Below are 4,877 nucleotides of genomic sequence, written 5' to 3'. Positions count from 1 at the left end.
AAACTCGGCATGGGCGGGGCAATACGACGTCAGTTCGAGCAAGTAAAACGTCGACACGAAGCCGCGTCGAAATCGTCTACTTGTTCAGCACAGCCCTAAACGACAATGCCCAGGCCGAGCCTGACTTTTCGGCTCAGCTTCCCCGCCACCAGAGCGTGCGAGCGCACGACCAGCGCCTTCAGCTCCGACAGCGGCAGCGCCTTCGCATCGTCCACCGCCACCCAGTGGTAGCGCGCCGCATAGGGCGCCGGCTTCAAGCCCGGCAGGCCGGTCAGCTCCAGGAAGCGGTGGTCGTCGACCTTGAAGCTGCAATGCGTCCACGCGCCCGGATGCGGCCCGCCGACGAAGAACATCTTGCCGCCGACGCTGGCGACCCCATCGGCGCCCCACTTGATGTCCTGCGCGGCACCGGGCAGTTCCATGGCGAAGCGGGCGAGGGCGGAAAAGCTCGTCGTGGCCTGCGTTGGGGGGTGACGCCGCATGCTGCCCATGCCGGCGCCGCTCGCGTGGCGCGGGAATTTGTCACGGCGCCGGCCTGCATCCCGCCGCCTCGCCGGTCGACCGCGGGTCGCGGAGCCCATCCCCGAGCGGAGGCGTCGCGGAGAATCCAGGCACACCCCTCGCCCGGCCGGCCGCATCGGCACGGGCCCGCCATGACTTGATTGCCGGATGAACTGCCGAGACCCTGGCCCTGGCCTGACCCTGCCCGCAGCGGCGCTCGCCACGCCGCCCATCGACCCGCTGCAGCAGGCACTCGCCCTGTTCCATGCCACGCCGCCCGACTACCGCCGCGCCGTGGGCTGGTTCCGTGCCGCCGCCGAGAGCGGCAGCAGCGACGGGCTGGCCATGCTCGGGCTGTGCCAGCTCGAAGGCCTAGGGATGGCCGCCGATGCGGTGGCCGCGCGCACGCTGCTGGAGCGTGCCGCCGCGCTGGGCAGCGCCATCGGGCGCTTCCAGCTCGGCCGCATGCTGATGACCGGCCGCGGCGGGCCGGCCGACGAGGCCGCCGGCCTGTCGGCCTATGTGGCCGCGGCGGCCTTGGGCCATGCGGAAGCCAGCTTCAACCTCGCCAACTGCCTGTACGCCGGCGTGGGCTGCCTGCCCGACCGGCTGGCGGCCAAGGCCCTGTACCTGCGCAGCCGCACGCTGGGCTGCACGCTGCGGCCCCAGGGCGTGCTGGTGCAGCAGCGCGAACTGAAGGCCGTGCGCACGCTGGCGCTGCGCTTCGCCGACCCGAACCGGCTGGTCTTCCTCGTGCAGGAGCGCCAGCAGGAACTGGCCCTCGTGCAGGCCGTCGTGCAACCGCGCAACCGCGCCCCCCGCGACGCCGTGGCCAAGAAGCCCAAAGCCCTGCGGCAGGCCGGGCTCCTGGCCGCCGGCGTCGTCGCGGCCATGGCCGGCACGCTGGGCCAGTACCTGCGCCCGGCCTCGCGCGACGCGGGCCCGACGACGATCAACTTCTAGGCCCCTGGTTAGGATGGCCGCATGCCCGCGCGCCCCATCCGCCTGCCCTCGCTCGACGCCCTGCTCGCCTTCGAGGCCGTGGCCAGGGCCGGCAGCTTCGAGGCCGCCGCGGCCGAGCTGGCGCTGAGCGCCAGCGCCGTGGCCAAGCGCGTGGCCGGGCTGGAGGAAAGGCTGGACCAGCCCCTGTTCCTGCGCCAGCCGCCGCGCGGCCTGAGCCTCACGCCGGCCGGCCACGAATACCTGCCCCAGGTGCGCCAGGCCCTGGCCCTGCTGCAGGCCATGCCGCTGCACCAACGCAGCGGCCCGCAGCGCGAGCGCCTGCGCGTCAGCTCCACGCCCACCTTCGCGCGCCAGCTGCTGGTGCCCGCGCTGCCGGGCTTCGGGGCCGCCCAGCCGCATATCGAGCTGGAGCTGACGCTGTCGGTGCCGCTGCTGGCCGAGGGCGATGCGGGCGCGGACGTCGAGATCCGCCACGGCGCCGTACCGGACGGCATCGCGCCGGAGCAGGTGCTGCTGCGCGACCGCCTCACGCCGCTGGCCGCGCCGGCCCTGCTGGCAGGGCATGGCCCGCTGCGCGAGCCGGCCGACCTGCTCGCCCTGCCGCTGCTGCGCACGCCGCTGCAGCCCTGGGCACCCTGGCTGCGCGCCGCCGGGCTGGCCGACACGCCTGAGCCCGACGAGGGCCCGCGCTTCGTCGACCTGGGCCTCACGCTGGCGGCGGCCCTGGCCGGCCAGGGCGTGGCGCTGGCGCGGCTGAGCCTGGCCCGCCACGAGCTGGCCGAGGGGCGCCTCGTGCAGCCCTTCGCGCTGGCCGTACCGGCCGAACGCCACTACGGCCTCGTCACCCACCGCCCCAGCCCGGCGGCCGAAGCCTTCGCGGCCTGGCTGCACGGCCATTGCCGGGCGCTGGAAAACTCTTCCGGCGCCGCCTGAGGTTTTTTCCGGGGCGCACGGGCCGCTCCGGGCCTAGCATCGCGGCCATCCCTAGCAAGGCCGCACCATGCCCGTCATCACCTGCATCGAAGACCTGCGCCAGCTCGCCGAGAAGCGCGTCCCGCGCATGTTCTACGACTACGCCGACTCCGGCTCCTGGACGGAGACCACCTACCGCGCCAACGAGAGCGACTTCCAGGCCATCAAGCTGCGCCAGCGCGTGGCCGTCAACATGGAGAACCGCAGCACGGCCGTGAAGATGGTGGGCCAGCACGCCAAGATGCCCGTGGCCATCGCCCCCGTGGGCCTGACCGGCATGCAGCACGCCGACGGCGAGATCCACGCCGCGCGCGCGGCCGAGAAGTTCGGCATCCCGTTCACGCTCTCCACGATGAGCATCTGCTCCATCGAGGACATCGCGGAGCACACCTCGGCGCCGTTCTGGTTCCAGCTCTACATGATGCGCGACCGCGACGCGATGGCGCGCATGATCGACCGCTGCAAGGCCGCCAAGTGCTCGGCCCTGGTGCTGACTCTGGACCTGCAGGTCATCGGCCAGCGCCACAAGGACCTGAAGAACGGCCTCACCGCGCCGCCGCGGCCCACGCTGGCCAACATCGTCAACCTGATGACCAAGCCGCGCTGGTGTTTGGGCATGGCCGGCACGCGCCGCCACACCTTCCGCAACCTCGTCGGCCATGTGAAGGGCGTCAGCGACATGCGCTCGCTGTCGGCCTGGACCAACGAGCAGTTCGACCCGCGCCTGAGCTGGGCCGACATCGCCTGGGTCAAGGAGCGCTGGGGCGGCAAGCTGATCCTGAAGGGCATCATGGAAGCCGCCGACGCGCGCCTCGCCGTGCAAGCCGGGGCCGATGCCATCGTCGTCAGCAACCACGGCGGCCGGCAGCTGGACGGCGCACCCAGCAGCATCCACGCGCTGCCGGCCATCGTGGCCGAGGTGGGCGCGCTGAACTCGAACTGCGAGGTCTGGATGGACGGCGGCATCCGCTCCGGCCAGGACGTGCTCAAGGCCTGGGCCCTGGGCGCACGCGGCACGATGATCGGCCGCGCGATGGCCTACGGCCTGGGCGCGATGGGCGAGGAAGGCGTGGCCAAGGCACTGGAGATCCTGCACAAGGAGCTGGACGTGACGATGGCCTTCTGCGGCCACACGCAGCTGACCCGGGTCACGCGCGACATCCTCGTGCCGGGCAGCTACCCGACGGCCTGAGCCTCACAAGAAACAGAATTGAAGGCGGTCGTTCATGCGGCGGCACCCACGGGGTGAAGTTGGAAGCCCATGGCGGCGGCGCGGCGCTTGGGCGAAGTGATGCTGCGTTGGCGTTGTTGTTCTTCGTAGCGCTGCTGGCCCTGGTCGACGAAGGCTTCGCCGCGGGTGAGCATGAAGTAAACCATTCGGGCGAGCTTGTGGGCGGTGGCGGTGTTGGCTCGGGGCTTGTCCATGCGCGAGCACAGGCGGCGGTAAAAGGCGCCCAAGGCCGAGTCACTGTGCGACAAGCTCATGGCGGCCATCTTCAGCGCCTGGCGTACCCGGTTTGACGAGCGCTTTGTGCGCGCACTCAGGACCTTGCCACCGCTGATCTTGGTGGCCGGGCACAACCCCAGCCAGGAGCAGAAGTGCTTGACGTTGGCGAAGCGGCTGAGGTCGGTGCCGATCTCGCTGAGGATCTTCAGCACCGAATCCAGGCCCAGCCCGTTGATGCGCGTGAGGTCCACGCCGGCCCAGTTGGCCAGGCTCTGGCGCGCATCGAACGCCGCGCGGGTCTTGCTGCCCGCCCGCGGCGCCTTGCCCAGGTCGACCTTGGCCGTGGCGCGCTCGGTCAGCAGCTCTTGCAGCCGCGTGTCGCACTCACGCAGCCGCGTGGCGATGTCGTCGTACATCGCCAGCGCCTGCTTCAGCACGAACAGGTGCTCCTCGCGCCAATTGCCCGTCAGCGCCTTGGCGATGTCGGTCTCGCTGGCCTTGACGCGGACGTGGCGATGTCGCGCCAGGACCTTGGCATCGCGCTGGCCCGCCACGATGTCGCGGATGATGGCCTGTCCCGTCTGGCCCATCACGTCGCTGATGACCTCGGTGAGCTGGATGTTCATCTGCACCAGCGACTTCTGCATACGTTGCACCCAGCTGGCCTGCTCGCGCAGCAGCACCTCGCGCTGGCGTGCCACCGCGCGCATCACGCAGACATCGGCCGCGGGTCGGAACGCCGCGCGCAGCAACCCGTGGCTCATCAGCTTCTGCAACCACTGGCAGTCCTGCACGTCGCTCTTGCGCCCCGGCACGTACTTCACCTGCCGCGCATCGACCAGCCAGGGCTTCAAGCCGCGCTGCTCCAGCACCTCGTACACCGGGATCCAGTACACCCCCGTGGACTCCAGCACCACCACGTCGACCCCGCACGCCAGCAACCAGTCGGCCAAGGCGTTCAGGTCGTCCGTCATGGTTCCCACTTCCCGCACCG

At 71.0% G+C, this 4,877-nt stretch carries 5 protein-coding genes; 3 read left to right on the top strand and 2 right to left on the bottom strand.

The window, feature by feature from the left end; all coding sequences use genetic code 11:
• Positions 1 to 95: 95 nt before the first annotated feature.
• Positions 96 to 422, bottom strand: coding sequence for an MmcQ/YjbR family DNA-binding protein (locus EV671_RS26285; protein ID WP_132576858.1), 327 nt, complete (start codon positions 420 to 422; stop codon positions 96 to 98).
• A 247-nt stretch (positions 423 to 669) separates the two neighbouring features.
• Here EV671_RS26285 and EV671_RS26280 point away from each other — a divergent pair, with 247 nt between their 5' ends.
• From EV671_RS26280 to EV671_RS26270, 3 genes are all read left to right on the top strand, one after another.
• Entirely contained in the window at positions 670 to 1,464 is a 795-nt protein-coding gene (locus EV671_RS26280) for a tetratricopeptide repeat protein (RefSeq protein ID WP_132576857.1), read from the top strand.
• Between the two features lie 21 nt (positions 1,465 to 1,485).
• Entirely contained in the window at positions 1,486 to 2,397 is a 912-nt protein-coding gene (locus EV671_RS26275) for a LysR substrate-binding domain-containing protein (RefSeq protein ID WP_132576856.1), read from the top strand.
• 67 nt (positions 2,398 to 2,464) lie between these two features.
• Complete coding sequence (locus EV671_RS26270; protein ID WP_132576855.1) at positions 2,465 to 3,628, top strand: alpha-hydroxy acid oxidase; 1,164 nt, start codon at positions 2,465 to 2,467, stop codon at positions 3,626 to 3,628.
• A gap of 32 nt (positions 3,629 to 3,660) precedes the next feature.
• Here the strand turns inward: EV671_RS26270 and EV671_RS26265 are convergent.
• On the bottom strand, positions 3,661 to 4,877 hold a 1,217-nt coding region (locus EV671_RS26265), incomplete at its 5' end, for an IS110 family RNA-guided transposase (protein WP_132576854.1).

Origin of the sequence: Roseateles saccharophilus, assembly GCF_004342485.1 — a bacterium.
Classification (GTDB): domain Bacteria; phylum Pseudomonadota; class Gammaproteobacteria; order Burkholderiales; family Burkholderiaceae_C; genus Pelomonas; species Pelomonas saccharophila.
The sequence above is the reverse complement of the archived record's forward strand: the minus strand, read 5'-3'. Positions and strand labels throughout refer to the sequence as shown.

What these genes read in the sequence shown, in the direction of transcription:
- EV671_RS26285 (WP_132576858.1), bottom strand. Translation starts at nt 422, where the DNA reads ATGGAACTGCCCGGTGCCGCGCAGGACATCAAGTGGGGCGCCGATGGG.
- EV671_RS26280 (WP_132576857.1), top strand. Translation starts at nt 670, where the DNA reads ATGAACTGCCGAGACCCTGGCCCTGGCCTGACCCTGCCCGCAGCGGCG.
- EV671_RS26275 (WP_132576856.1), top strand. Translation starts at nt 1,486, where the DNA reads ATGCCCGCGCGCCCCATCCGCCTGCCCTCGCTCGACGCCCTGCTCGCC.
- EV671_RS26270 (WP_132576855.1), top strand. Translation starts at nt 2,465, where the DNA reads ATGCCCGTCATCACCTGCATCGAAGACCTGCGCCAGCTCGCCGAGAAG.